General features: G+C 57.5%; 25 protein-coding genes, 1 riboswitch and 1 other annotated feature. Of the genes, 21 read left to right on the top strand and 4 right to left on the bottom strand.

Translation table 11 applies throughout. The features are described from left to right. Both hisG and hisL read right to left on the bottom strand, forming a co-directional pair. On the bottom strand, positions 1 to 900 hold the full coding sequence (gene hisG, locus RW65_RS19895; protein ID WP_039058565.1) for an ATP phosphoribosyltransferase: 900 nt from the start codon (positions 898 to 900) through the stop codon (positions 1 to 3). A gap of 35 nt (positions 901 to 935) precedes the next feature. Then, positions 936 to 1,058, bottom strand: a sequence feature (His leader region). After that, positions 1,034 to 1,084 carry a his operon leader peptide gene (gene hisL, locus RW65_RS22790; RefSeq protein WP_001364200.1) on the bottom strand — a complete coding sequence of 17 codons (51 nt, stop codon included), beginning with the start codon at positions 1,082 to 1,084 and terminating at the stop codon, positions 1,034 to 1,036. It overlaps the preceding feature by 25 nt. A gap of 173 nt (positions 1,085 to 1,257) precedes the next feature. Here hisL and RW65_RS19890 point away from each other — a divergent pair, with 173 nt between their 5' ends. Beyond that, positions 1,258 to 2,085 carry an SDR family oxidoreductase gene (locus RW65_RS19890; RefSeq protein WP_039058564.1) on the top strand — a complete coding sequence of 276 codons (828 nt, stop codon included), beginning with the start codon at positions 1,258 to 1,260 and terminating at the stop codon, positions 2,083 to 2,085. A gap of 339 nt (positions 2,086 to 2,424) precedes the next feature. After that, positions 2,425 to 3,786, top strand: coding sequence for an APC family permease (locus tag RW65_RS19885; RefSeq protein WP_039058563.1), 1,362 nt, complete (start codon positions 2,425 to 2,427; stop codon positions 3,784 to 3,786). Positions 3,787 to 4,435: 649 nt separating this feature from the next. Here RW65_RS19885 and sbcB read toward each other — a convergent pair. Further along, positions 4,436 to 5,860: an exodeoxyribonuclease I gene (gene sbcB / locus RW65_RS19880; RefSeq protein WP_039058562.1), complete on the bottom strand. Its 1,425-nt coding sequence runs from the start codon at positions 5,858 to 5,860 to the stop codon at positions 4,436 to 4,438. A gap of 210 nt (positions 5,861 to 6,070) precedes the next feature. Between sbcB and dacD the strand changes: the two genes are divergently transcribed. From dacD to RW65_RS19860, 4 genes are all read left to right on the top strand, one after another. Continuing rightward, a complete protein-coding gene (dacD, locus tag RW65_RS19875) occupies positions 6,071 to 7,231 on the top strand; it encodes a serine-type D-Ala-D-Ala carboxypeptidase DacD (protein WP_039058561.1) in 1,161 nt (386 codons plus the stop codon). A 109-nt stretch (positions 7,232 to 7,340) separates the two neighbouring features. Beyond that, positions 7,341 to 7,814: a DNA gyrase inhibitor SbmC gene (gene sbmC / locus RW65_RS19870; protein ID WP_039058560.1), complete on the top strand. Its 474-nt coding sequence runs from the start codon at positions 7,341 to 7,343 to the stop codon at positions 7,812 to 7,814. Between the two features lie 124 nt (positions 7,815 to 7,938). After that, entirely contained in the window at positions 7,939 to 8,997 is a 1,059-nt protein-coding gene (locus tag RW65_RS19865) for an FUSC family protein (protein ID WP_039058559.1), read from the top strand. 166 nt (positions 8,998 to 9,163) lie between these two features. Further along, positions 9,164 to 9,499, top strand: a complete 336-nt coding sequence (locus RW65_RS19860; protein WP_039058558.1) for a DUF496 family protein — start codon at positions 9,164 to 9,166, stop codon at positions 9,497 to 9,499. A gap of 32 nt (positions 9,500 to 9,531) precedes the next feature. Here the strand turns inward: RW65_RS19860 and RW65_RS19855 are convergent, their stop codons facing one another. Beyond that, positions 9,532 to 10,392 carry a GHMP family kinase ATP-binding protein gene (locus RW65_RS19855; RefSeq protein ID WP_052250349.1) on the bottom strand — a complete coding sequence of 287 codons (861 nt, stop codon included), beginning with the start codon at positions 10,390 to 10,392 and terminating at the stop codon, positions 9,532 to 9,534. 235 nt (positions 10,393 to 10,627) lie between these two features. Beyond that, a riboswitch (cobalamin riboswitch) is annotated at positions 10,628 to 10,806 on the top strand. 97 nt (positions 10,807 to 10,903) lie between these two features. Between RW65_RS19855 and RW65_RS19850 the strand changes: the two genes are divergently transcribed. The 15 genes from RW65_RS19850 to cobS all read left to right on the top strand — a co-directional run bounded on the left by RW65_RS19850 (position 10,904) and on the right by cobS (position 23,886). Next, positions 10,904 to 12,283 (top strand): cobyrinic acid a,c-diamide synthase CobB, encoded by a 1,380-nt coding sequence (locus tag RW65_RS19850; RefSeq protein WP_039058556.1) that lies wholly within the window; start codon positions 10,904 to 10,906, stop codon positions 12,281 to 12,283. Further along, on the top strand, positions 12,280 to 13,236 hold the full coding sequence (cbiB, locus tag RW65_RS19845; protein ID WP_039058555.1) for an adenosylcobinamide-phosphate synthase CbiB: 957 nt from the start codon (positions 12,280 to 12,282) through the stop codon (positions 13,234 to 13,236). Before RW65_RS19850 ends, cbiB begins: the two co-directional genes overlap by 4 nt. Before the next feature lie 11 nt (positions 13,237 to 13,247). Then, the gene (locus tag RW65_RS19840) at positions 13,248 to 13,880 is read left to right on the top strand and encodes a cobalt-precorrin-8 methylmutase (protein WP_039058554.1); all 633 of its coding nucleotides are present in this window, start codon (positions 13,248 to 13,250) and stop codon (positions 13,878 to 13,880) included. Then, positions 13,877 to 15,016, top strand: coding sequence for a cobalt-precorrin-5B (C(1))-methyltransferase CbiD (gene cbiD, locus RW65_RS19835; RefSeq protein WP_039058553.1), 1,140 nt, complete (start codon positions 13,877 to 13,879; stop codon positions 15,014 to 15,016). Before RW65_RS19840 ends, cbiD begins: the two co-directional genes overlap by 4 nt. Further along, entirely contained in the window at positions 15,010 to 15,615 is a 606-nt protein-coding gene (locus tag RW65_RS19830) for a cobalt-precorrin-7 (C(5))-methyltransferase (protein ID WP_039058552.1), read from the top strand. The genes cbiD and RW65_RS19830 overlap by 7 nt, the downstream gene beginning before the upstream one ends. Then, on the top strand, positions 15,605 to 16,174 hold the full coding sequence (locus tag RW65_RS19825; RefSeq protein ID WP_039058551.1) for a decarboxylating cobalt-precorrin-6B (C(15))-methyltransferase: 570 nt from the start codon (positions 15,605 to 15,607) through the stop codon (positions 16,172 to 16,174). Before RW65_RS19830 ends, RW65_RS19825 begins: the two co-directional genes overlap by 11 nt. Next, positions 16,167 to 16,940: a cobalt-precorrin-4 methyltransferase gene (locus RW65_RS19820; RefSeq protein ID WP_039058550.1), complete on the top strand. Its 774-nt coding sequence runs from the start codon at positions 16,167 to 16,169 to the stop codon at positions 16,938 to 16,940. Before RW65_RS19825 ends, RW65_RS19820 begins: the two co-directional genes overlap by 8 nt. After that, the gene (gene cbiG, locus RW65_RS19815) at positions 16,921 to 17,982 is read left to right on the top strand and encodes a cobalt-precorrin 5A hydrolase (RefSeq protein ID WP_039058673.1); all 1,062 of its coding nucleotides are present in this window, start codon (positions 16,921 to 16,923) and stop codon (positions 17,980 to 17,982) included. The genes RW65_RS19820 and cbiG overlap by 20 nt, the downstream gene beginning before the upstream one ends. Then, the gene (locus RW65_RS19810) at positions 17,976 to 18,701 is read left to right on the top strand and encodes a precorrin-3B C(17)-methyltransferase (RefSeq protein ID WP_039058549.1); all 726 of its coding nucleotides are present in this window, start codon (positions 17,976 to 17,978) and stop codon (positions 18,699 to 18,701) included. The genes cbiG and RW65_RS19810 overlap by 7 nt, the downstream gene beginning before the upstream one ends. Continuing rightward, positions 18,698 to 19,483 (top strand): cobalt-precorrin-6A reductase, encoded by a 786-nt coding sequence (locus tag RW65_RS19805; RefSeq protein ID WP_039058548.1) that lies wholly within the window; start codon positions 18,698 to 18,700, stop codon positions 19,481 to 19,483. The genes RW65_RS19810 and RW65_RS19805 overlap by 4 nt, the downstream gene beginning before the upstream one ends. Before the next feature lie 10 nt (positions 19,484 to 19,493). Continuing rightward, positions 19,494 to 20,288, top strand: a complete 795-nt coding sequence (gene cbiK / locus RW65_RS19800; RefSeq protein ID WP_039058547.1) for a sirohydrochlorin cobaltochelatase — start codon at positions 19,494 to 19,496, stop codon at positions 20,286 to 20,288. Further along, complete coding sequence (locus RW65_RS19795; protein WP_039058546.1) at positions 20,285 to 20,995, top strand: cobalt-factor II C(20)-methyltransferase; 711 nt, start codon at positions 20,285 to 20,287, stop codon at positions 20,993 to 20,995. Before cbiK ends, RW65_RS19795 begins: the two co-directional genes overlap by 4 nt. 91 nt (positions 20,996 to 21,086) lie before the next feature. Further along, on the top strand, positions 21,087 to 22,610 hold the full coding sequence (locus RW65_RS19790) for a cobyric acid synthase (protein ID WP_039058545.1): 1,524 nt from the start codon (positions 21,087 to 21,089) through the stop codon (positions 22,608 to 22,610). Further along, entirely contained in the window at positions 22,604 to 23,149 is a 546-nt protein-coding gene (gene cobU, locus RW65_RS19785) for a bifunctional adenosylcobinamide kinase/adenosylcobinamide-phosphate guanylyltransferase (protein WP_039058544.1), read from the top strand. The genes RW65_RS19790 and cobU overlap by 7 nt, the downstream gene beginning before the upstream one ends. Then, the gene (cobS, locus tag RW65_RS19780; RefSeq protein WP_039058543.1) at positions 23,146 to 23,886 is read left to right on the top strand and encodes an adenosylcobinamide-GDP ribazoletransferase; all 741 of its coding nucleotides are present in this window, start codon (positions 23,146 to 23,148) and stop codon (positions 23,884 to 23,886) included. Before cobU ends, cobS begins: the two co-directional genes overlap by 4 nt. Positions 23,887 to 23,906 lie beyond the last annotated feature (20 nt).

The raw sequence follows: 23,906 nt of genomic DNA, 5'->3' as shown, positions 1-23,906 counted from the left end.
TTACTCCATCATCTTCTCAATCGGCAGCACCAGAATTGAGCTTGCACCCAGCGCTTTCAGTTTTTCCATCGTCTCCCAGAACAGGGTTTCGCTGCTGACCATGTGCATCGCCACGCGCTGCTGATCGCCAGCCAGTGGCAGAATAGTTGGCCGTTCAGCCCCCGGCAGCAGCGCAATCACCTCTTCCAGACGCTCAGTTGGCGCGTGCATCATGATGTATTTCGATTCGCGCGCCTGAATGACGCCCTGAATACGGATCAGCAGTTTGTCAATCAGCTGCTGTTTAGCATCCGTCATTTCGCCGTCGCGCTGGATTAGGCATGCTTTCGAGCGATAAATCACTTCCACTTCACGCAGGCCATTGGCTTCCAGCGTCGCGCCGGTAGAAACCAGATCGCAAATCGCATCTGCCAGACCTGCCCGTGGGGCAACTTCAACAGAACCATTCAGCAGACAGGATCGAAAAGAGACACCTTTTTGATCAAGATAGCGTTTGAGCAGGTGCGGGTAAGAGGTGGCGATACGTTTACCGTCCAGCGCTTGCGGCCCGCTCCAGCTCTCGTCAACGGGCGTTGCCAACGACAAGCGGCAGCCGCCGAAGTCGAGACGGCGCAGGGTGAAATAACGCGGATCTTCGCCCTGTGCGCGGCGGTTCAGTAACTCTTCTTCCAGCACGTTTTCGCCGATAATGCCTAAATCGACCACGCCGTCCATCACCAGGCCCGGAATGTCATCGTCGCGTACGCGCAGAATATCAATCGGCATATTTTCCGCCAGGGCGATCAGGCGCTGGGTGTGCAGGTTGATTTTAATCCCGCAGCGGGCCAGTAATTCGCGTGAATCATCGCTCAGGCGGCCGGATTTCTGCATAGCTATGCGCAAACGCGTGTTGTCTAACATTCTGTTGTCCTCTTTTATCCTGCTGAATTTTGTCCAAAAAAAAGCCCCCGGAAGAAGATCTTCCGGGGGCTTTCTCTGCGTTCATGCACCACTGGAAGATCCAAACGTCTTCCAGCACACATCGCCTGAAAGACTAGTCAGGATGATGGTGATGATGGTGGTGTTTAAATTGAACGCGGGTCATAAAATTCTCGATGAATGCTTATTCATATGTTGTCGATTAACCTAAACCACTTTGGTCGATGAAGGCAAGGCCTTTTTTACGCATTAAATCATTTCATAGCGGTTCTACGAATTGTCAGTTATCGCCGTCTGGCGTAGCCTTAACTGTCGGAAGCAACAGTGCAGGGGAAAGGCATGAAAAAGATAGCGATTGTTGGATTAGGCTGGTTGGGAATGCCGCTGGCGATGTCATTAAACGCGCGGGGCTGGCAGGTGACCGGCAGTAAAACCAGCCTCGATGGCGTTGAGGCGGCGCGCATGTGCGGCATCGAAAGCTATCTGCTCAACCTTGAACCAGAACTGGTGTGCGACCCTGACGATCTGGCCGCGCTGATGCAGGCGGATGCGCTGGTTATCACGCTTCCCGCACGGCGCACCGGTGCGGGGGAGGAGTTTTACCTGCAGGCGATGCAGGAAATTGTCGACAGCGCGCTGGCTTATCGCATTCCGCGCATTATTTTTACCAGTTCAACCTCTGTTTATGGCGATGCGCCCGGCATCGTTAAAGAGAACACGCCGCGTCAGCCCGTGACCGCCAGCGGACGGGTGCTGAAAGAGCTGGAAGACTGGCTGCATAATTTGCCTGGCACTTCGGTCGATATCCTGCGGCTGGCGGGCCTGGTGGGCCCGGCGCGTCATCCGGGGCGTTTTCTGGCGGGAAAAACCGCGCCAAATGGGCAGCAGGGCGTGAATCTGGTGCATCTCGACGATGTGGTTTCAGCCATTACCCTGCTGCTGCAAGCGCCAAAAGGCGGACATATCTATAATTTATGCGCGCCAGGGCATCCTTCTCGCGAAAGTTTCTATCCGGCCATGGCGCAACAGTTGGGTCTGGCACCGCCCAATTTTACGGCATCACGCAAGAGTGAAGAGAAGGGGAAAGTCATCGACGGCAGCCGTATTTGTCATGAATTGGGTTTTGAGTACCTCTATCCGGATCCGCTGCAGATGCCTTTTAAGTAAAATTTTTAGCAAAAAGTGCTATTAAAATGATTAATAATCCAGCGGTAGTCTAAAATTCATTCACTTAGCAAGCTTTACGCGGCGAGATGCTTCTCACCGTATTGTCATCGAGCTTTATGTTGGTGCAGAATATGCCGCTGCAAAAAAATGAAGAGACTAACCGACGTTAACCCGTCGGTTATTTTTTTTGCAAGCACAAACGTCATTCAATCCAAGAGGCCGGGCTTCGTACCGGATAGATACACATTTAAAAACCGACAGTCGTTGTCGCTGAGGAAATATCACAGATGGGGCAATTTATCGCTTTTGCGCCGGCAATCGCCGTTCAGGAGGAAAGCCATGACGCATAACGTTACTCCAAATACCTCTCGCGTGGAATTACGTAAGACGCTTACGCTAATTCCGGTTGTAATGATGGGCCTTGCCTATATGCAGCCAATGACGCTGTTCGATACGTTTGGTATCGTCTCTGGCCTGACGGATGGCCACGTGGCAACCGCGTATGCCTTTGCGTTGGTCGCTATCCTCTTTACCGCGTTGAGCTACGGCAAGCTGGTGCGCCGCTTCCCGTCCGCGGGCTCTGCGTATACCTATGCTCAGAAATCTATCTCTCCGGCCGTCGGCTTTATGGTGGGCTGGTCCTCGCTGCTTGATTATCTGTTTATGCCGATGATCAACATTCTGTTGGCGAAAATTTACTTCGAAGCGCTGGTTCCGTCGGTGCCGTCGTGGATTTTCGTGGTGGCGCTGGTGGCCTTTATGACCATCTCGAACCTGCGCAGCATCAAAACTGTAGCCAACTTCAACACCCTGATTGTTATCCTGCAAATGGGTATTGTGGCGGTGATCGTCGGGCTAATCATTTATGGTGTCTCCCACGGTGAAGGTGCGGGCACGCTGGTAAGCTCCCGCCCGTTCTGGTCTGAAGGCGCACACGTTGTACCAATGATTACCGGTGCGACGATTCTGTGCTTCTCGTTCCTCGGCTTTGACGGTATCTCTTCCCTTTCGGAAGAGACGAAAGATGCTGAGCGCGTGATTCCGCGTGCCATCTTCCTGACGGCGCTGATTGGCGGGATGGTGTTTATTGGCGCTTCTTACTTCCTGCAGCTCTACTTCCCGGATATCTCGCGCTTTAAAGAGCCGGATGCTTCTCAGCCGGAAATTATGCTTTACGTTGCGGGCAAAACCTTCCAGTGGGGCGTGCTGATTTTCTCAAGCGTAACCGTGCTGGCGTCCGGTATGGCTGCACACGCGGGCGTTTCCCGTCTGATGTATGTGATGGGCCGCGATGGCGTATTCCCGACCCGCTTCTTTGGTTATATCCATCCGAAGTGGCGTACGCCGGCATGGAACGTGCTGCTGGTGGGCGCAATTGCTCTGCTGGCGATCCGTTTTGACCTGGTGACGGCCACGGCGCTGATTAACTTTGGTGCGCTGGTGGCGTTCACCTTCGTTAACCTGTCGGTGATTTCCCAGTTCTGGATCCGCGAAAAGCGTAACAAAACGCTGAAAGATCACTTTAACTACCTGGTATTGCCGGTGTGCGGCGCGCTGACCGTAGGCGCACTGTGGATCAATCTTGAGCAAAGCTCGATGATCCTCGGCCTTATCTGGGGCGCTATTGGTCTGGTTTACCTGGCCTGCGTAACACGCAGCTTCCGTAACCCGGTACCGCAGTACGAAGATATCGCCCAGTAAATTCTTATTGGCTGCACACCAAAGCCGGAGCTTAGCCTCCGGCTTTTTTATGTCCATTATTACTGACCGTAACAAAGTGCCTGCAAAGTAGCGGGGATATTCCATTACGGAAGGTTGAAGAGGGGGCTAAACGAGCCTTCACCACAAAAGCGAGAAGGCTCAGGTTAATCATTATTCACTAATAGCACATGGCGTAGACAAAAGTTCCGGCAAGGATAAACATCTTACACTGTTGCCGGCACTCATCAGGCGTGAAATTGGGGTTTTCCAGGCATAAAAAAGCCAACGCGGGTTGGGTAGCGCAAGTGAGGAGCAAAAAAGTTGCCGTTAATAATGTTTTGCGAAATTTAAGCAAAGAAAACATATCGTTACCTCCATGATGACCGGTATTCCATATAGTGGGGATTGGCTGATTTTTAATCAGCTCCCTGCGTATTTTAGCACCGGGGAGATAAGGTACAGATAAGATCTCAGCGTGTTGAAACTCTGTTTACTTACTGCTTCGGTCTCTGTAATTGCAGGTGCGGAAAGAGGGTTAACCACCGCGATTGCAGAAGACCTATTTTCAATCAAATCGGCACTGGCCCACAGGGCCAGTACAGACAAAAGGTATCAGCCTCTCAGTGGGCGACAGAGAAGAGAGGCTTGCTCAGACAATTTCCTCAGCGTACTGCCACAGCGATTTTAACAACGCCTGTTTCTCTGCGTTGCCATCATATTGCTGGAACAGCGCCTGCAACTCGTCGGCGTACTGCTGCAGAAACTCCGGGGTAAAGACGTTACGGCGGTGCTGCAACCAGCGCTGCTGCTCGTTTTCATCCAGCGTGCCGGGAAAGTTGCGCGCCCGGTAGTTAAACAGCAGTTTTTCGATGCGGGCGTCGGCAAAGGTGATATCCAACGCCGGCAGGTTACGCGGCTCGGTTTCCAGCAAAATCTTCATCGCCGCGCGGTCCGCATCGCTGAAAAAGCCGTTATAAATTTGCGTATCGACATTTTCCGAAGGCACAAACGGTTCTGCTTCGGCGAAAATCGCCAGCACCTTCTCGCGCACCTGCGGGTTATCGCGCAGGATCTGCAAATTATCCAGACACCGCTGACGGTCAATGCCCAGCCGTTCAGCATCCTGCGGGCGCAGCGTATTGGCCTGGGCGAGGATCGGGCATTTGTTCAGATGGACCAGTTTCACCGCCACCGCCGCACTGTCGCCGAGTTCCGCTTTCGGCGTGTATAAGCGTTCGCGCAGCGCATCGCTATCCAGTTCCAGCAGAGGCGACATATCGCCTGCCAGGTCCACCATAATCACCGCATTGCGGTTCTCCGGGTGCCAGGCCAGCGGCGCAACCCAGCTGGTGTTGCCGCGCCATGCGCCCAACATACCGGAGACATGCACCAGCGGTTTCATTTGCGGCACGTCAATCAGCGTCGCCAGCTTCTGCTTATGGCGGTAGTTGAAAAGATACTCGAACAGCTTCGGTTGTTTCGCTTTCACTAATTGCGCCATGGCGATAGTTGCGTAAACGTCCGCCATCGCGTCATGGGCGTTGGCGTGCTCAATGCCGTTGGCTTTTGTCAGATGCTCGAGGCGAAAGCTGGGCAGACCCTCTTCATTCTCCGGCCAGTTAATGCCGTCCGGGCGCAGGGCGTAGCAGGCGCGCATCACATCCAGCAGATCCCAGCGCGAATTGTGGTTCTGCCAGCTCCAGCCATAGGGATCGTAGAAATTACGATAGAAGATATTGCGCGTGACTTCATCGTCAAACCGGACATTGTTATAGCCGAGTACACAGGTGCCGGGCACGGTGAATAAATCGTAAATTCGTTTAGCGAAGGCCGCTTCGTTCTCGCCTCGGGCGCGGGCGATTTGCGGGGTAATGCCGGTTATCAGCACCGCCTCCGGCTGCGGCAGATAGTCATCCGCCGGTTTGCAGTAAAAGACTTCCGGCTCGCCGACAATATTGAAATCCGCATCGGTGCGAATGGCAGCGAACTGCGCAGGGCGATCCAGCGCCGGGCTGGTACCGAAAGTTTCATAATCGTGAAAGAGAAAATTGGGCGTTGCGGCGGAATCAGACACCAGTAGCTCATCCTGTCAGTAAATATGCCCTCTATGGTAAACCATCCCGGCGCAGGTGCCGAAGAAAAACCGGTTATTCTTCCGCAGAGCTTCGCACATACAGAGATTTGAAAATGATCTGTGTCACATTTTATTGCAATTAAACCAGGTAACGAAACGCGAAGTTCCGTAAAAAGAACGGCGATTTTGAATGCTATTGAGGATATTCCATTGAAACGCCGTTTGTTTGCTGCTTCTTTGCTGGCCCTATGCGTACAACACGCTTACGCCGACGACTTACCTTTTGCCCCTCAGCCTCCGGCCATTCAGGCAGGCTCCTGGGTTTTGATGGACTACACCACCGGGCAAATCTTAACGGCAGGCAACGAACATCAGCAACGTAACCCGGCAAGCCTGACGAAATTGATGACCGGCTACGTGGTCGACCGCGCCATTGATAGCCACCGTATCAGCGCCGATGATGTTGTCACCGTCGGACACGATGCCTGGGCAAAGGGCAATCCGGTGTTCGACGGCTCTTCATTAATGTTCCTGAAACCGGGCGATCGGCTGACGGTGCGCGATCTGAGCCGCGGCCTGATCGTTGATTCGGGCAACGACGCCTGTGTTGCGCTGGCGGACCACGTAGCGGGCGGGCAGCCGCAGTTTGTCGCCATGATGAATAACTACGTACAAAAACTGAATCTGCGCGATACCCATTTTGAAACCGTGCACGGGCTGGATGCGCCGGGTCAGCACAGCTCGGCGTACGATTTGGCGGTGCTTTCCCGGGCCATCATTCATGGCGAGCCGGATTTCTACCATATGTACAGCGAAAAAAGCCTCACCTGGAACGGTATCACCCAGCAAAACCGTAACGGTTTGCTGTGGGATAAAACACTTAATGTCGACGGGCTGAAAACCGGCCATACCTCCGGCGCGGGCTTCAACCTGATTGCCTCCAGCGTCGACGGCCAGCGCCGCTTGATTGCGGTGGTCATGGGCGCGGACAGCCCAAAAGGGCGCGAGGAGCAGGCGCGCAAGTTGCTGCACTGGGGTCAACAGAACTTTGATACCGTGGAAATTCTGCGTAACGGTAAAAAAGTCGGCAGCGAGCGGGTGTGGTACGGCGATAAACAGCAGGTCGATGTGGGTACCGACCAGGATTACTGGCTGGTGCTGCCAAAAGCGGAAATGCAAAATGTGAAAGCCAAATATGTGCTGGATGCTAAAGAGCTGGACGCGCCGCTGGCGAAGCATCAGCGGGTCGGCGAAATTCAACTCTTCGATCGCGACAAAGTTATCGCTCACTGGCCGCTGGTGACTCTCGATAGCGTCGGCAAAGGCGGCTGGTTCTCACGCCTGAGCGATTACCTGCATCATAAAGGCTAAGGGCAAAAGGGCAGCCATGCGAGGCTGCTCGCATATTAAGCAGCCTCGCATGGCGACTGCCTGCCTTGTCGTTATACTGGATGTGTGAACAGTAACCTGGGGAGTGAACATGAGCTACACAGTCAAGCAGTGTGAAAAGCGCCGCATCGCCGGATTCCATCTGGTCGGGCCGTGGGACGCTACCGTTAAACAGGGGTTTGCACAGCTGTCGATGTGGGTGGATAACAAGCAGATCCGGCCGTTAGAGTGGATTTGTGTCTATTATGACAATCCCGATGAGGTGCCCGCCGAGAAACTGCGTGCGGATGTGGCGGTAACCGTTGACGATGGGTTCCAGATTCCTGCCAACAGCGAAGGGGTGAAGACCACCGAAGTACCCGCCGGCAACTACGCGGTCGCGCAGGCGCGGGTCTATAACGAAGACTTTGCCGGCAGTTGGGACATTTTTTTCGATGAGCTGTTGTCCGACACCTCTTACCAAATCGCCTTCGGACCCTGTTTTGAGATCTACCGTAACGACGGTCAGCGCGACGGTTACTGGGATATCGAGATGTTTATTCCCGTGGAAACGAAAGTTCTCTGAGCGTTATGCCCCCATAAAGAGATGTCCGGATCAAACCGGCGTCTCTTTTTTATTGAAAAGGGTGATATGCGCCACAGAAAAATCCTACAATTGCGCTTCTTTATTGTTAACCGGAGAGCGGGCCGTGCGCCGCGACAAATCACTTAGCCTTTTCGAAATCCGGCTTTACCGACACTACCGCATTGTGCACGGGGTGCGCATTGCGCTGGCGTTTATCCTGACCTTTCTGTTTATCCGCTTGCTAAATATACCGGAAGGCACCTGGCCATTAATCACCCTGGTGGTGCTGATGGGGCCGATCTCTTTTTGGGGTAACGTGGTGCCGCGCGCTTTTGAGCGCATCGGTGGAACCCTCCTCGGCGCGGCGCTGGGGCTGGTGGCACTCCGGCTTGAACAGATCTACTTGCCGGTGATGCTGCTGTGGTGTGCCGCCGCGATGTTTCTCTGCGGCTGGCTGGCGCTCGGCAAAAAGCCCTATCAGGCGCTGATTATCGGCGTCACGCTTTCGGTGGTGGTCGGCGCGCCGCCGGGTGATATGCATACCGCTCTGTGGCGCAGCGGCGATGTGCTGCTGGGTTCGCTGCTGGCGATGCTGTTTACCGGTATCTGGCCGCAGCGGGCATTTCTGCACTGGCGAATCCAGATGGCCAACTATGTGACCACCTTTAACCGCGTCTATCAGGCCGGTTTCTCGCGTAACCTGGTGGAACGACCGCGGCTGGAAAAGCACCTGCAGAAAATCCTCAGTGAGGTGGTGAAGATGCGCAGCTTAATCACCCCGGTCACCAAAGAAACCCACGTGCAGAAGGCCATCTTTGAAGCCATTCAGACCGTTAGTCGCAATATGGTGTGCATGCTGGAGCTGCAAATTAATGCGCACTGGAGCTCGCGCGCCAGCCATTTTGTGATGATCAATGCCAGTACCCTGCGCGAAACCCAGCAGATCGCCCAACAGGCGCTGCTGACCATGGCCCACGCGTTATATGAAGGCAATCCACAGCCGATTCTGGCCAATACCGCGAAACTGAACGATATCGTTGCCGAGCTGCGCCAGTTGCTCAATGAGCAGCAGAGCGATCCGCTGACGGAAACCTCTATCCATGGTTATGTCTGGCTGAGTATGGAACTGGCGCGTCAGCTGGAGCTGTTATCGCATTTAATCTGCCGCGCATTGCGCAAATAAGCGACAGACAAGCGTCGGCTACCGTCTGCTTGTTTCGATTCAGCTTGATTTGTGGTTATGATAGACAAAAGGAAAAATTATTGTCATCTGCAACCGCTTTGGGTAGGTTTGCCTTTAAGCTTGTTGCATTAACGAATCCGAATCTCACATTATCAGGGGTATCAAAATGGAAACCATTAAGCCTTCATTCCAGGACGTTCTGGAGTTTGTGCGTCTGTTCCGCCGCAAAAATAAGCTGCAACGTGAAATTCAGGACGTTGAGAAGAAGATCCGTGATAACCAGAAGCGCGTGCTGCTGCTGGACAACCTCAGTGATTACATCAAGCCGGGCATGAGCGTTGAAGCCATTCAGGGCATTATCGCCAGCATGAAAACCGACTACGAAGACCGCGTCGATGATTACATCATCAAAAACGCTGAGCTGTCGAAAGAGCGTCGCGACATCTCCAAGAAACTGAAAAGCATGGGCGAACTGAAAGCGGTTGAACCCAAAGCCGAGTAACGCCATCTGCGGTGAGAGGCGTGCCTCTCACCCTACTTCACGCCGCCTTCCACCACCTTCAATAAATAGTTTTTCGGCCAGTGCGCCGCCAGTTCACTGCTGGCAATAAACCCACAAAGACCTTCAACGTCATGACGTGCCGAGTCGAGCAACAAACCGACCACGCTGCCGCTGTGTGCCACATTCAGACCATATAAATCAAACCGCTCCACCAGATTCAGCAGGCTTAAGAAAGCCGGTTTCGGCAACAACGCCTGGCTGGCAATGGCGCTTAGCGTCGCGGCTTTGCCGAGCAGCGCCGCATCGTCCTGCGCGCAAGCCTGTTGTAGGATACGCCACGCTGTGTCGAGGGGCGCTGCATGATCCTGCAACGCCTGTTGCCGCGCCAGGCGGTGATAATCGGCGGTAGTGAGCGTGAGCGGGCTTTCCAGCAGCAATATTTCCGTGCGTGGAAGAGGGCCGCAAGGAATGCGCGTCGTCGCAGCGGTATGATCAAACAGCGTCAAACCGGCAAACAGCGTGCTGTCGGTAGGCTCAAGCGTAACGCACAGCCGTGCCAGCGTCGCTTCATCCAGTTCAAACCCAAGATGGCGGGCGGTGGCCACGGCGGTGGCGGCAATATCGGCGGTGCTGCTGGCCATCCCTTTAGCAACAGGAATGGTGGAGCGGCAATCGATACGCAGCTGGGAGGAGAGGGTAGCGGGAAGCTGCCAGTGCGCCAGTAGCTGGCGAACCATCGCGCGGGTCAGCGGACGTTCATCGGGTAAGGGTTTCCCCGTAGTGACCTCCACCTGGCTGTACCATTCCACCGGGCAGGAAACCAGCTTTTCGCCGCCCAAAATCCAGCCCTGGATAATCTCACCGCAGGATGCGGGACATGCTGCCTGCGCCACTGAACTCTCCTGGAAATTGAAAACCCGGATAGTGGCATTTCAGGTGGCGAGATGCCAGCTCCTTGTTGCCACACATAATTTTCACCGGGGCTTAATAATTCAGGGCTTGATTAATCAGGGTGAGCAATACATTGTCGTAGCGCAACAAATGCCGCGTGGTGCGACGATAAACTGCAGCGGTTTTTAATTCTCTGCGCTGCAAGCGTATTGCAGAGAAAAGTCAGACTGTTGCAGTCTGACGCTGTAGCCAACAGGTTTTGCCGCCGTTTGTGCGGTAGGGAAGGAGGTGAGAATCCTCCGCAGCCCCCGCTGCTGTGATGCTGACAACCCCGAAAATGCCACTGATCGCCAGATCGGGAAGGACGGGTGAGGATGACGCTAAGCCAGAAGACCGACCTGATGGACAATATCAACAACTTCGGTGGGAAGTGAGTTGCTCAGTAGCGTACGGTCTGTGAACCGGGCATACGCACGTCTGACCTCATCTTTCCGCCCGTCACGGGTGACAGGAATGCCAGAGAGACGCAGCGCCTTTATCCTTGCCGGAACCGGCAGCGGGTGTGGGAAAACCACCGTTACGCTGGGGCTTCTTGCTGCCTTTAAACACCGTGGCCTGCGCGTGCAGCCTTGCAAAGTCGGGCCGGATTACATCGATACCGCCTGGCACCGCGCCGTTTCCGGTGTCGCTTCGCGCAACCTCGACAGCTTTATGCTGCCTGAATCCACCCTGAATGCGCTCTTTTGCCACCACCTTGCCGCCTGCGATGTGGCGGTGATTGAAGGCGTGATGGGGCTGTATGACGGCTACGGCACAAACCCGGACTACTGCAGCAGCGCCGCATTGGCCAAACAGCTGGGCGTGCCGGTTATTCTGCTGGTCGATGGCAAAGGGGTTTCCACCTCAATTGCCGCCACAGTGCTTGGCTTTCAGCACTTCGATCCACACCTCAATATTGCCGGCGTTATCATCAACCGCGTTAGCCGCGACAGCCATTTTCAACTGCTTAAACAGGCCATTGAGCGCTACTGCGCAATCCCGGTTCTCGGTTATGTGCCCCTCTCTGCCGATATTACATTGCCGGAACGCCACCTTGGCCTGCTGACGGCGCAGGAATCCGACACCGATCCCCGACCCTGGCAGGCTTTTGCCGAACGTCTGGCGCAGACCGTCGATATCGACCAGCTTCTGGCGATAAGCCGAATAAGCCATTTACCGCCGGGGCACATGCCGACGATGCCGCAAAGTGAAGAGGGTGCCGGGCTGACGCTGGCGCTGGCTTATGATGAGGCCTTTAACTTTTACTACCCGGATAATCTCGACTTACTGGAACGCGCAGGGGTGCGGATTGTGCGTTTTAGCCCGCTGCGCGACGCGGCGTTGCCGGCGTGTCAGATGCTGTGGCTCGGCGGCGGCTATCCCGAACTGCATGCCCGCGCACTGTCTGAAAACAGTTCGATGCGACAAGCCATACGCGCCGCCCACCAGCGCGGCGTGGCGATCTACGCCGAATGCGGCGGGCTGATGTACCTTGGCGATACGCTGCGTGATGCCCAGGACGAAGTTTGGCCAATGGTTGGCGTAATTCCCGGCGACAGCCGGATGGGCAACAAGCTTACCCGTTTTGGCTACTGCGAAGCCCGTGCGCGGCAGCCGACCCTGCTGGCGGCGACGGGCGAAACCCTGCGCGGCCATGAATTCCACTACTCCGACTTTTCCCCGCGTACGGCAGCGCTGTTCGACTGTCATAAAACCCGCGATGGCGAAGTGTTAAAGCGCTGGCAGGGTGGCTGGCAGGTGGGCAACACCTTCGCCAGCTATCTGCATCTTCACTTCGCCCAACGCCCGCTGATGCTAACGCGCTGGTTTGCCGCTGCAAGGAGCACGCAATGACGCTGCTTGCCTGGGCGCTGGCATTTCTACTCGATCGTCTGCTGGGCGATCCGCCGCACTGGCCGCACCCGGTGCGCTGGATAGGCGCGCTTATCAATCTGCTGCAGCGGGCCGTGCGCCGCTGTTGCCACAGCGACCGCGCGCTGCGCATTGGCGGCGGTGTGATGTGGCTGGCGGTGGTCGGTGTCACCTGGGGCACGGCCTGGTGCGTGCTGGCGCTGGCAAATGCTATTCACCCGTGGTTCGGCTGGTGCGTGGACGTATGGATTATCTATACCGCGCTGGCGACCCGTTGCCTGGCGGATATGGCCCGGGCGGTGGAAACGCCGCTGCGGCAGGGAAAGCTGGCTGAAAGCCGCGAACAGCTAGCGTGGATCGTCGGGCGCGATACCGCGCAGCTGCAGCCGCCGCAAATCACCCGCGCGGTGGTGGAAACGGTGGCGGAGAACACCGTTGACGGTGTCATCGCGCCGCTGTTCTTTCTGCTCCTCGGCGGCGCGCCGCTGGCAATGGCTTATAAAGCGGTCAATACGCTGGATTCGATGGTCGGCTACAAGCATGAAAAGTACCGCGCCATTGGCATGGTCAGCGCCCGGCTGGACGATGTGGCTAATTTTATTCCGGCGCGCCTGAGCTGGTTGCTATTCAGCGCGGCGGCCTGGCTCTGTCGGCTGGATGCCCGCTCAGCGCTGCGTATTGGTTTTCGCGATCGTAAGCAGCACAGCAGCCCGAATTGCGCCTGGCCGGAAGGCACCGTTGCCGGCGCGCTCGGCGTACGTCTTGGCGGGCCAAACGATTACTTCGGCGAGCGCGTCGAAAAACCATGGATTGGCGATGAACAGCGCGCCATTTCGCCTGATGATATCCCGCGCACGATCCGCATGATGTGGCTGGCCGCCGTGCTGGCCCTGGCGCTGTTTGCGCTGATCCATCTCACCCTTACAGGCGCATAAGGAGAAAGAAAATGGACTATTTACACCAACCGCAGGCGATTGAAGCCAAAAGTTTTCTTATTATCGACGACATCATCAAACAGACTCGCCCCGACTACCGTTTCGCCAGCCCGCTGCATGAAGCGGTGATCAAACGCGTGATTCACACCACCGCCGATTTCGACTGGCTCGATATTTTGTATTTTTCACCCGATGCGCTGGATCGCCTCTGCGCCGCCATTAAACAGGGCTGTACGCTCTATACCGATACCACCATGGCCCTTTCCGGGATTAATAAAACGTTGCTGGCACAGTTTGGCGGCGAAGTGCGCTGCTATATCAGCGACCTGCGGGTGGTGCGTAGAGCGAAAGCCGATGGCATTACCCGCTCGATGGCGGCGGTGGATCTGGCGCTGGGGGAAGAGGGGCGCAAAGTGTTTGTATTTGGTAATGCGCCGACCGCGCTGTTTCGCCTGCTGGAAGACAACACGGCGGTAGAAGGTGTCGTGGGCGTACCGGTTGGTTTTGTCGGCGCGGCAGAGTCAAAAGATGCCCTGGTCGAGAGCGGGCTTCCGGCGATTGCCGCGCGCGGGCGCAAGGGCGGCAGTAACGTCGCGGCGGCGATTATCAATGCGCTGCTTTACAGCCTGCGGAAGGCGCAATGAGCGAGCCAACCGCCATGGAGCCGGTGTGGCACAACGGCAAAGCGCTGCGTAAAGGCTATACCACCGGATCCTGCGCTACCGCAGCGGCAAAAGTCGCCGCGCTGATGGTGTTGCGCCAGCATCTGATCCATCAGGTATCGATTGTCACCCCCTCGGGCGTCACGCTGCACCTCAACGTCGAATGCCCGCATGTGACAGTGCAGCAGGCCGTTGCCGCTATCCGCAAAGACGGGGGCGATGATGTCGATGCCACCCACGGAATGCTGATTTTTGCCCGCGTCACGCTCAATGAAAATGGCGCTATCACCCTGCGCGGCGGCGAAGGCGTCGGTACCGTAACCCGCAAAGGCATTGGCCTGGCGGTGGGAGAAGCGGCGATCAATCGCACGCCGCGCCAGACTATTGAAGCTGCCGTACGGGAAGCGATTGGCCCGACGCGCGGCGCAGAGGTCGAAATTTTTGCCCCGGAAGGGGAAGAACGGGCGAAAAAAACCTATAACGGCAGGCTCGGTATTATCGGCGGGATCTCGATTATCGGCACCACCGGCATTGTGACCCCGATGTCGGAAGAGAGCTGGAAACGCTCGCTGGCCTTAGAGCTGGAGCAAAAACGCGCCGCCGGGCTGGATCGCGTGGTGCTGGTGCCCGGCAATCACGGCGAGCGTTTTGTGCGCGAGCAGCTCGCCGTCAGCGGTGAAGTCGTGGTGACAATGAGTAACTTTGTCGGCTACATGATTGATGAAGCGGTACGCCTCGGTTACCGACAGATTGTGCTGGTCGGCCATCCCGGCAAGCTGGTGAAAATCGCCGCCGGGATCTTTCATACCCACAGCCATATTGCCGACGGGCGCATGGAGACGCTGGTCGCCCATCTGGCGCTGCTCGGCGCACCCCACGCGCTGTTAGTGGCCGTTAGCGAATGCGCCACCACCGAAGCGGCAATGGAGCATATCGACGCCGCCGGTTTCAGCCACCTGTATAACCACCTGGCAACGCGCATTTGCCAGCGTATCGCGCAGCGGCTGCGTTTTACACAAAACCTACCCCAGTGCGATGCCGTGCTGTTCTCCTTTGATAACAAAGTGCTGGGGGCGAATCGCCCTCTGGCGACGATTGCCGGGGATCTGCAATGTTAACCGTCGCCGGAATGGGGCCGGGCAACCTGGCGCTGATAACGCCGCAGGCGCTGGAAGCAGTGGCGCAGGCAGACGTGCTGGTAGGTGCAAAACGCCATCTGGCGCAGTTTGCCAGCTTCGCGGGGGAAGTGCGGGTGCTGGATGCGGATATCCCCGCGCTGCTGACCTGGCTTGAAAACCAACGTGCGCGCAAGGTCGTGGTGCTGGCTTCCGGCGACCCGCTGTTTTACGGCATCGGTACGCGGCTGGTGGCGCACTTCGGCCTTGACGCGTTACGCATTATTCCCGGTATCAGCGCCGTGCAGTATCTCTGCGCGCGCACCGGCATCGATATGAATGATATCTGGCTCACCAGCAGCCACGGGCGCGAGGTCGATTTCGATGCGCTGGCACGCGCCAGCAAGGTGGCGATGGTGACGGATAAACAGTGCGGGCCAAAAGCCATTGCCGAGGCGTTAATCGCCCGCGGGGCAGAACAGTGCTGGCTGGTGATAGGCGAAAACTTAAGTTTGGACAACGAGCGTATTCACCGGTTGCGCCCGGCGCAGGTGCAGGCGCATTACGAGATGAATGTGGTGGTGATCCTTAATGAAAGATGAGTGGTTTATTCGTGGCGAAAAGGTGCCGATGACCAAAGAAGCGGTGCGCGCGCTGGCGCTGTCGAAGCTGGCGCTGCATGACGCCCGCCATCTGATTGATGTTGGTGCCGGCACCGGCAGCGTGAGCATTGAGGCGGCGCTGGCCAACCCGCAATTACAGGTGACGGCAATTGAGCGCAATCCGGCGGCCCTTGGCTTGCTGGAGGAGAACTGCCAGCGGTTTGCCTGTCGCAATATCACGCTGCTGCCTGGCGCAGCCCCCCTGTTTATTGAACGTTCTGCGGATGCGGTATTTATGGGCGGCAGCGGCGGTCATCTGACGCAGCTTATCGACTGGTCGCTGGCACAGCTCAATCCCGGCGGACGGCTGGTAATGACCTTTATCCTGCAGGAAAACCTTAGCGCAGCGCTCAGCCACTTGACGTGTAGCCCGGTGACGGCGCTGGAGTGCCAGCAGCTGCAGGTCTCTGTGCTGACCGCCCTTGGCAGCGGTCACTACTTCAAACCCCATAATCCTGTTTTTTTGCTGTCTTGTGAAAAGGAGCACCCTCATGGATGACAATATCGCGGAGCAAACCGTCTGGTTTGTAGGTGCCGGGCCGGGCGACACGGAACTGATCACCCTGAAAGGGTATCGCCTGTTGCAACAGGCGCAGGTGGTTATCTACGCCGGTTCACTTATCAATACCGAACTGCTGGAGTACTGCCCACCCGAGGCGCAGTGTCATGACAGCGCAGAGTTGCATCTCGAACAAATCATCGACCTGATGCAGGCGGGCGTTGAAGCCGGAAAAGTGGTGGTACGCCTGCAAACCGGCGATGTCTCGCTTTACGGTTCGGTACGCGAGCAGGGAGAAGCCTTAACCCGTCGCGGCATTGCCTGGCAGGTGGTACCCGGCGTAAGCGCGTTTCTCGGCGCGGCGGCGGAACTGGGCGTGGAATACACCGTGCCGGAGGTGTCGCAAAGCCTGATTATCACCCGCCTCGAAGGGCGCACGCCGGTGCCGGAACGTGAAAAGCTGGAAGCGTTCGCCCGCCATCAGACTTCAATGGCCATTTACCTCTCGGTACAGCGCATTCACCGCGTGGCAGAACGCTTAATTGACGGCGGTTACCCGGCCACCACGCCGGTTGCGGTTATTTATAAAGCGACCTGGCCGGAAAGCCAGACGGTGCGCGGCACGCTGGCGGATATTGCCGATAAGGTGCGCGACGCCGGGATCCGCAAAACGGCGCTGATCCTCGTCGGCGCGTTCCTCGGCGAGGAGTATCACTACTCCCGGCTCTATGCGGCAGATTTTAGTCATGAATACCGTAAAGCCTGAGTCCATCGCGCTGTTTTGCCTGACGCCGGGCGGCGTCGCGCTGGCGGCGCGTCTGCGCGCGGTGCTGCCGCTAACCTGCTACACCAGCGAGGCGCTGCTCACCGAGGGGTTTCAACCCTTCCAGGGGAGTTTTGCGCAAACTCTGCGTCACGCATTCAGTTGTTTTTCGGCACTGATCGTGATTGGTGCGACCGGTATTGTGGTACGCAGCCTCGCGCCGCTGCTGCAGGATAAGTTTCACGATCCGGCGGTGATCGTCATGGATGAGCGCGGGCAGCATGTGATCAGCCTGCTTTCCGGTCATCACGGTGGCGCAAATGCGCTGACCCGTTATCTCGCGGGCCTGCTGGGGGCCGATCCGGTGATCACCACCGCCACCGATGTCAACGAACTGGCGGCGCTGGATATGCTGGCCATTGAGCTTGATGCGCGCATGGAAAATTTTCGTGCGGCGGTGAAAAAGATAAACCAGATGCTGGTGAGCGGTAAACGCGTTGGCCTGTGGGGCGAGGCGGCGCTGCGCGAGGCGTTAGGGCAATGCGATACCCGCGGTTTTATTGCGGTGGAAAGCCTTGCGGCATTGCCAGAACTCGACGCGCTGATTTGCGTCACTCTGCAAGCCGCGCTGCCGCCGTTGCCCGTACCGGTTTTCAAGCTGGTGCCAAAACGCATCGTGGCGGGGATCGGCTGTCGGCGCGACACGCCTTCTGCGCTGCTCTGTGCGCTGTTGCGCCAGCAGTTGCAAACAGAAGGTCTCGATCCGCTTGCCCTTAGCGCCATCGGCAGCATTAGCCTTAAGCGCGATGAGCCAGGGCTAATCCAACTGGCGCAGAGCCTGGCGTTGCCGTTTGAGGTATTTAGCGCCGAAGCGCTGCGAGCGCATGAACACCATTTTCCCGTCTCGGCGTTTGTGCGCCAGATTACCGACGTTGGCAGCGTTTCCGGCCCGGCGGCCTGGTTAATGAGCGGGGGGCAACTGATTGGCGAAACCCTGCGCGAACAGGGCGTAACCATCACTTTAGGAGTTTCACACAGATGTTAACGGTAATCGGGATTGGCCCCGGCTCACAGGCGATGATGACCATGGAAGCCGTTGAAGCGCTGCAGGCGGCAGAGATTGTGGTGGGTTACAAAACCTACACCCATCTGGTGAAAGCCTTTACCGGCGATAAACAGGTGATCAAAACCGGCATGTGCAAAGAGATCGAGCGCTGCCAGGCGGCGATTGAACTGGCGCAGGCGGGGCACAATGTCGCGCTGATCAGCAGCGGCGACGCCGGGATCTACGGCATGGCCGGGCTGGTGCTGGAATTGGTGGGCAAACAGCAGCTGGATGTTGAAGTACGGCTGATACCGGGCATGACCGCCAGTATCGCCGCCGCCGCGCTGCTCGGCGCGCCGCTGATGCATGACTTTTGCCATATCAGCCTCAGCGACTTAATGACGCCGTGGTCGGTGATTGAAAAACGTATTATTGCCGCAGGCGAGGCGGATTTCGTTATCTGCTTCTATAACCCGCGCAGCCGGGGGCGCGAAGGCCATCTGGCGCGCGCCTTTGAACTGCTCGCCGCCAGCAAGCGCGCCGACACGCCGGTGGGCGTTGTCAAATCCGCCGGACGTAAGAAAGAGGAAAAATGGCTCACCACTCTCGGTGAGATGGATTTTGCATCCGTCGACATGACCAGCCTGGTGATTGTCGGTAACCGCGCCACCTACGTGCAAAACGGCCTGATGATCACTCCCAGGGGCTACACACTGTGACGGCGGGTGAGGTGCTGGTGATTGGCGGTACTGGCGATGCGCGGCAGGTTTGCCAGCAGCTCGACGCCGCCGGTGTGCCTTACACCTTATCGGTGGCGACGCCGACGGGACAACAACTGGCGGGCAATATTCAAGGTCGGGTACGCTGCGGACGGCTGGAGGCCGATGAGATGGCGGCGTGGCTGCAGGAAAATAACACGCGCTGGGTGATTGATGCCTCTCACCCCTATGCCGAGATCGTCAGCCGCAATATCGCCGCGGCCTGCGCGCAGGCACAGGTGTTACTCAGCCGCTATCAGCGTCCTGAGCAAATGCCCGAGCTGACCCATCCGTTACTGTTTTATGTCGCCACGCTGGAAGAGGCCTGCGCCACAGCGCAAGCGTTGGGGGAACGTATTCTGCTGACCACCGGCAGCAAAGATCTGCCGCGCTGGCGTGCGGGACTGGCGGGTAAAACCCTGCTGGCGCGCGTGCTGCCGGTGGCGGAGGTGATTGCTCAATGCACCGAACTTGGCTTCGGCGTGGGGGACATTTTCGCCCTCTGCGGCCCGTTCAGCGCTGAATTTAACGCCGCGTTTTATCGCCAGTACCGGGTTGAGGTGATGATCACCAAAGCCTCCGGCGCAGAGGGTGGCTATGTGGAAAAAATCGCCCCCGCGCTGGAAGCGAACATTCCGTGCATTGTTATTGCCCGCCCGCAACCTGTGGTGACGGGAGAGGAATTACTCAACGGTCAGGATGCCTTCGCCATGCGGTTGCAGCGCTGGCTGGCGGCGCAGTAAGGAGAGAGAGATGAAAAAAGCCCTGTTGGTCGTTAGCTTCGGTACCAGCTATCACGACACCCGTGAAAAGAACATTGCCGCCTGCGAGCAGGAACTGGCGGCCAGTTGCCCGGATCGGACCCTGTTTCGCGCCTTCACCTCTGGCATGATCATTCGCAAGCTAAAACAGCGCGATAATCTGCACATCGATACGCCGCTGGAAGCACTACAAAAGCTGGCAGAACTGGGGTATCAGGATGTGGCCATCCAGTCGCTGCACATTATTAACGGCGACGAATACGACAAACTGGTACGGGAAGCGCAAAGCCTGCGGCCGCTGTTTAAACGGCTGGTCATTGGCGCGCCGCTGCTTTCCCGTCATGGGGATTACCAGCAGTTGATGCAGGCCCTGGCAAGCCAGATGCCGCCGGTTGCCGCAGATGAACGCGTGGTGTTTATGGGGCACGGTACCAGCCATCACGCCTTTGCGGCGTATGCCTGTTTAGACCATATGATGACGGCGCAGCGCTTTCCGGCGCGGGTCGGCGCGGTAGAGAGTTACCCGGAAATCAATCTCGTTATCGAAAGTCTGCGTCAGGAAGGGGTAAAAGCGGTGCATCTGATGCCGCTGATGCTGGTAGCAGGCGATCATGCGATTAATGATATGGCCTCGGACGACGACGATTCATGGAAAATGCAGTTTGCGCAGGCCGGTATTAGCGCCACGCCGTGGCTGCAGGGGTTAGGTGAAAACGCCGCGATTCGCGCGATGTTCGTTGCGCATTTACAACAGGCGTTAAGCCAGCAACTGGAGGTGGCGGCATGAGTGGGAAACTGTATGCCATCAGTACCGGGCCGGGGGCGGCGGATCTGATTACCGTGCGCGGTGCACGTATTCTTGGCCAGCTCGATGTGCTGTATGCTCCGGCCGGACGTAAAGGCGGCGATAGCCTGGCGCTGTCGATTGTGCGGGAATATATCACGGATAAAACTGAAGTGCGCTGCTGCCATTTTCCCATGAGTGCCGACAGTGAAACCAAAGAAGCGGTGTGGGATGAGGTCGCTTGCGCGCTGACGGCGGAGGTGCAGGCCGGTAAGCAGGTCGGTTTTATTACCCTGGGCGATGGGATGTTATTCAGCACCTGGGTGTTTTTGCTGCAACGCCTGCCGGACCCGCAATCCATTGAGATTATCCCCGGCGTGACTTCGTTTGCCGCCATTGCCGCGCGCACGCAGATGCCGCTGGCGATGGAGCAACAGTCGCTGGCGGTTATCTCCTGTACGGCGCCGGAAAACGATATCCGCCAGGCGCTGCGCCAGCACGACAGCCTGGTGCTGATGAAAGTATATGGTCGTTTCCCGCGCATCAAAGCCTTGCTGGATGAAGCGGGGCTGCTGGACCATGCCCTGATGATGGCGGAAGCGACGCTGCCGGGTGAAGCCTGCTGGCGGCAACTTCGTGACGTGCCGGATGCTCAGCCTTTACCCTATTTTTCCACCATCGTGGTGAATAAGCAGTGGCAGCAGGAATGAATTTCGTCTCTGACATTCTTGATGCTTGTTCCGGCGCGGGTAGAAAAGAGAGAATGCCTGTTTACCCGCAATACGGGATTAAGGGGGCGCGATGACGCTGGCCGTTATGCTACAGGGCACCGCATCGGACGTGGGGAAAAGCGTGCTGGTGGCGGGGTTGTGCCGCATTTTTTCTCAGGACGGATATAAAACCGCGCCGTTTAAAGCGCAAAACATGGCCCTCAACTCCGGCATTACCTCAGAAGGCCTGGAGATGGGGCGCGCGCAAATCTTTCAGGCCCAGGCGGCGGGTATCGAACCGGATGTGCGCATGAACCCGGTGTTGCTCAAACCCACCAGCGATCGTAAAGCGCAGGTGGTATTAATGGGCAAAGTCGCCACCGATATGGACGCCGTCAGTTACCACGACTATAAACCGCGGCTGCGCGAGCAGATTACCGGCGTTTACCAGAGCCTGGCGCAGGAGTATGAGGTGATTGTGCTGGAAGGGGCGGGTAGCCCGGCGGAGATCAACCTGCGGGACCGGGATATCGTCAACATGGGCATGGCGGAGATGGCGGGTTGTCCGGTAATTCTGGTGGCTGATATTGACCGGGGCGGCGTATTTGCCGCCATCTACGGCACGCTGGCGCTGCTTCAGCCCCATGAGCGCTGGCGGGTCAAAGGGGTGATCATCAATAAGTTTCGCGGCGACGTGGCGCTTCTCACGCCCGGCCTTGAGCAGATTGAAGCCCTGACCGGCGTGCCGGTGATCGGTGTGATGCCGTGGCTGGAAGTGGATCTGGAAGAGGAAGATGGCGTAGCGTTGCAGCGCGGCAAATATCAGCGTAGCGGCGAGCGGGCGCTGGATATCGCCGTGGTCCAGTTGCCGCATATTGCCAATTTCACCGACCTCAACGCGCTGGCGGCGCAGCCGGATGTGCGGGTGCGCTATGTACGTTCGCCCGATGCATTGCCGGGTGCGGATTTGGTTATTCTGCCGGGGAGTAAAAACACCTTAAGCGATCTCAACTGGCTGCGGGAAAGTGGCCTGGCGCAGGGCGTGCTGCTCTCTCAAAGCGCGGGCGTGCCGGTTATCGGTATCTGCGGGGGTTATCAGATGCTCGGTGAGACGATTATCGATGAAGTGGAATCCGGGCTGGGCACACAGCCGGGGCTGGGTCTGCTCAATACGGTGACCCGTTTCGCCCGGGAAAAAACCACCACGCAGGTTGACGCCAGCTTACAAGCGCCGCTGCCGGGCTGGCTGGCGAACTGCGGCGGGCTGGCGCTTCGCGGGTATGAAATTCATATGGGCGAAACGACGCGCGCGCCAGGATGCCGGGCGGCGCTGTGGCTGCATAAAGGCGGAACACGGGTGGCGGATGGTGCCGTCAGTGACGATGGCCTGGTGTTTGGCACTTATCTGCATGGCCTCTTTGACAGCGATACTTTTACCCGCACGCTGCTCAACGGGCTGCGCCAGCGCAAAGGTCTGCCGCCGCTGGATGTGAGCGTTGAGTATGCGCAGTACAAAACGCAGCAGTTTGATCTTCTCGCCGACGCTATGCGCCAGCATATCGACATCGACTTTATTTATCGCACCATGCAGCAACATCAGGAGCCAGCATGTTAACCCTTGTTACCGGCGGCGCGCGCAGCGGCAAAAGCCGCCATGCAGAGTCACTGGTCGCGGATGCCAAAACGGTACTCTATATCGCCACCTCGCAAATTTTTGATGATGAAATGGCCGCGCGTGTTGCGCACCATCGCACCGGTCGCCCGCAACACTGGCGCACGGAAGAGCGCTGGCAGCAGCTCTCCACGCTGATTACCCCGGATAACAATCCCGAGGAAGCGGTATTGTTGGAGTGCGTGACAACCCTAATCACCAATCTGCTGTTTGCCTACGGCGGCGACAGGGATCCCGATAGTTGGGATTTCGCCGCCCTTGAAGTGCGAATTGAACAAGACATTGAGCAGTTGATAGCTGCCTGTGCGGCATGTCCCTCGCCGGTGGTGCTGGTGACCAATGAAGTCGGGATGGGAATTGTGCCGGAAAACCGTCTGGCGCGGCATTTTCGCGATATCGCCGGGCGCGTTAATCAGCGGCTGGCGCAGGCGGCGGATCACGTCTGGCTGGTGGTGTCGGGGATTGGAGTGAAAATTAAATGATTAAGCTGTTCTTTGCCACCTTGTCTTTTATTAGCCGTATACCGGTACCTGAGCGCTGCATGCGCGGGCTGGATGTAGCGGATTACGCGCGCGGCATTGTCACCTTTCCGCTGGTCGGGCTACTGCTCGGCGCAATAAGCGGCGTGGTGCTACTGGTGCTGCAGCCCTGGTGCGGCGTGCCGCTGGCGGCGCTGTTTACGGTGCTGGCGCTGGCGCTGCTAACGGGTGGATTTCATCTTGATGGCCTGGCGGATACCTGCGACGGCGTCTTTTCCGCGCGGCGACGCGAGCGGATGCTGGAGATCATGCGCGACAGCCGCCTCGGCACCCATGGCGGGCTGGCGCTGGTATTTGTGGTGGTCGCTAAAATTCTGCTTATCAGCGAACTGCAGCTGCGCGGCGTGCCTATGGTGGCGGCGCTGGCCGCAGCCTGCGCCGTCGGGCGCGGCAGTTGCGTGCTGCTGATGTTTGGTCATCGCTACGCCCGCGAAGAGGGATTAGGCAATCTTTTTATTGGCGAGATTTCCGCTCGCGACACGGGGGTAACGCTGGTGATTAGCGCACTGCTGGCCCTCGCGCTTCTCGGTATGAAAGGCATCATTGCCTGGCTTGCGACTCTGCTGGCGGTTTTCCTGCTCGGGCAACGGCTTAAACGCACCCTTGGCGGGCAAACCGGCGATACGCTGGGTGCGGCGATTGAAATTGGCGAACTGATCTTCCTTCTGGCGCTGCTCTGAACAGCCCGCAATATAACGAG

The organism is Enterobacter sp. Bisph1, from assembly GCF_000814905.1.
GTDB lineage: Bacteria > Pseudomonadota > Gammaproteobacteria > Enterobacterales > Enterobacteriaceae > Kosakonia.
Note: the sequence above shows the minus strand (reverse complement) of the source record. Positions and strands in the feature narration are given on the sequence as shown.

Excerpts from the sequence above, each read along its gene's own strand:
- hisG (WP_039058565.1), bottom strand. The coding sequence starts at position 900 with ATGTTAGACAACACGCGTTTGCGCATAGCTATGCAGAAATCCGGCCGC.
- RW65_RS19795 (WP_039058546.1), top strand. The coding sequence starts at position 20,285 with ATGAGTGGGAAACTGTATGCCATCAGTACCGGGCCGGGGGCGGCGGAT.
- RW65_RS19890 (WP_039058564.1), top strand. The coding sequence starts at position 1,258 with ATGAAAAAGATAGCGATTGTTGGATTAGGCTGGTTGGGAATGCCGCTG.
- RW65_RS19840 (WP_039058554.1), top strand. The coding sequence starts at position 13,248 with ATGGACTATTTACACCAACCGCAGGCGATTGAAGCCAAAAGTTTTCTT.
- RW65_RS19820 (WP_039058550.1), top strand. The coding sequence starts at position 16,167 with ATGGATGACAATATCGCGGAGCAAACCGTCTGGTTTGTAGGTGCCGGG.
- cbiD (WP_039058553.1), top strand. The coding sequence starts at position 13,877 with ATGAGCGAGCCAACCGCCATGGAGCCGGTGTGGCACAACGGCAAAGCG.
- RW65_RS19860 (WP_039058558.1), top strand. The coding sequence starts at position 9,164 with ATGGAAACCATTAAGCCTTCATTCCAGGACGTTCTGGAGTTTGTGCGT.
- RW65_RS19825 (WP_039058551.1), top strand. The coding sequence starts at position 15,605 with ATGAAAGATGAGTGGTTTATTCGTGGCGAAAAGGTGCCGATGACCAAA.
- cbiK (WP_039058547.1), top strand. The coding sequence starts at position 19,494 with ATGAAAAAAGCCCTGTTGGTCGTTAGCTTCGGTACCAGCTATCACGAC.
- cbiG (WP_039058673.1), top strand. The coding sequence starts at position 16,921 with ATGAATACCGTAAAGCCTGAGTCCATCGCGCTGTTTTGCCTGACGCCG.
- RW65_RS19810 (WP_039058549.1), top strand. The coding sequence starts at position 17,976 with ATGTTAACGGTAATCGGGATTGGCCCCGGCTCACAGGCGATGATGACC.
- cobU (WP_039058544.1), top strand. The coding sequence starts at position 22,604 with ATGTTAACCCTTGTTACCGGCGGCGCGCGCAGCGGCAAAAGCCGCCAT.
- RW65_RS19885 (WP_039058563.1), top strand. The coding sequence starts at position 2,425 with ATGACGCATAACGTTACTCCAAATACCTCTCGCGTGGAATTACGTAAG.
- sbmC (WP_039058560.1), top strand. The coding sequence starts at position 7,341 with ATGAGCTACACAGTCAAGCAGTGTGAAAAGCGCCGCATCGCCGGATTC.
- cbiB (WP_039058555.1), top strand. The coding sequence starts at position 12,280 with ATGACGCTGCTTGCCTGGGCGCTGGCATTTCTACTCGATCGTCTGCTG.
- RW65_RS19830 (WP_039058552.1), top strand. The coding sequence starts at position 15,010 with ATGTTAACCGTCGCCGGAATGGGGCCGGGCAACCTGGCGCTGATAACG.
- RW65_RS19850 (WP_039058556.1), top strand. The coding sequence starts at position 10,904 with ATGCCAGAGAGACGCAGCGCCTTTATCCTTGCCGGAACCGGCAGCGGG.
- RW65_RS19790 (WP_039058545.1), top strand. The coding sequence starts at position 21,087 with ATGACGCTGGCCGTTATGCTACAGGGCACCGCATCGGACGTGGGGAAA.
- cobS (WP_039058543.1), top strand. The coding sequence starts at position 23,146 with ATGATTAAGCTGTTCTTTGCCACCTTGTCTTTTATTAGCCGTATACCG.